The sequence below is a fragment of the Roseateles sp. P5_B10 genome, assembly GCF_056400485.1.
This window is the reverse complement of the sequence record NZ_JBFULE010001108.1, coordinates 1-1,385: the sequence shown is the minus strand read 5'-3', so window position 1 is coordinate 1,385 and position 1,385 is coordinate 1. Positions and strand designations below refer to the sequence as shown.

At 69.0% G+C, this 1,385-nt stretch carries 2 protein-coding genes; both read left to right on the top strand.

Going from position 1 to position 1,385, the window contains the following annotated elements:
* Positions 1-834, top strand: an 834-nt coding sequence (prmB, locus tag AC1DU6_RS31250; RefSeq protein ID WP_477862022.1) for a 50S ribosomal protein L3 N(5)-glutamine methyltransferase, incomplete at its 5' end; no start/stop codon positions are given.
* 76 nt (positions 835-910) lie between these two features.
* A partial coding sequence (locus AC1DU6_RS31245; protein WP_477862020.1) for an ATP-binding cassette domain-containing protein occupies positions 911-1,385 on the top strand: 475 nt, incomplete at its 3' end.

Here is a 1,385-nt window from a genome sequence, read left to right as displayed (position 1 = left end):
CAAGCCGCCCGCCTTGACCAGGCGGGCGTGTTTTTTGGCCATGGCACCTCGACCGCCTTTGACGAGGCCGCGTGGCTGGCGCTGTGGCGCCTGGGACTGCCGCTGGACGCGCTGGACGAACACGCCGAGCGTGAGCTGAACGAGGCCGACCTAGCCAGCATCACCGAACTCGTCGACCAACGCATTGCAACGCGCAAGCCCGCTGCCTATCTGACCGGCGAGGCCTGGCTGCAAGGCGTGCCCTTCACCATCGACGAGCGCGCTATCGTGCCGCGCAGCTTCATTGCCGAGCTGATTGCCGACGCCAGCATCGACCCCTGGCTACATCCCGACAGCCGCCGCGTGCTGGACCTGTGCACCGGCAACGGCAGCCTGGCCGTGCTGGCAGCGATGGCCTGGCCGGAGGTCGAGGTGGACGCGCTGGACATCGACGTCAATGCACTCGCCGTGGCGAAATTGAACGTGGAGCGCCACAACCTGGCGCTGCGCGTACGCCTGCTGCAAGGCGACGGCCTGGCCGGTGCCGAAGGCACCTATGACCTCATCCTCTGCAACCCGCCCTACGTGAACAGCACCAGCATGGCCGCCCTGCCCGCCGAATACCGCGCCGAGCCCGAACTGGCGCTGGCCGGCGGCAGCGACGGCATGGACTTCATCCGCGAGCTGCTGCGCGCCGCGCCCGCTGCGCTGAACGACGACGGCGTGCTGGTGCTCGAGATCGGCAACGAACGCGAGAATTTTGAGGCGGCCTTCCCGGCCCTGGAAGTCGTCTGGCTGGAAACCTCCGCGGGCGACGACCAGGTCCTCCTGGTCACGAAGGAGGCTCTCGCATGACAGCCCCCACGTTCGTTTCACTCACTGCCCCCCGAGGGGGCTTCGCCGCCTTTGGGGCGGCCCGGCAGGCGGCGACATGATCACACTTCGCGACATCACGCTGCGCCGCGGCGTCAAGGTGGTGCTGGACAACGCCTCCGCCACGCTGCAGCCCGGCGAAAAGATCGGCCTGGTCGGCCGCAACGGCGCGGGCAAATCCAGCCTGTTTGCGCTGCTGACGCACCGCCTGGGCAACGACAAGGGCGAGGTCGAGGTGCCCAAGCACTGGCGTCGTTCCGAGGTCGCCCAGAACATGCCCGAGACCGAGGACGGCGCGACCGACTACGTGCTCGAAGGCGACCTGCCGCTGGTTGCTGCCCGCGCCGCGCTAGAAGCCGCCGAAGCCGCCAACGACGGCCATGCGATGGCCGACGCCCACGCGCTGCTGGCCGACGTTGGCGCCTTCGACGCCCGCTCCCGCGCCCAGGCGCTGCTGATGGGCCTTGGCTTCAAGACCGAGCAGCTCGACGCTCCCGTCAACAGCTTCTCCGGCGGCTGGCGCATGCGCCTGC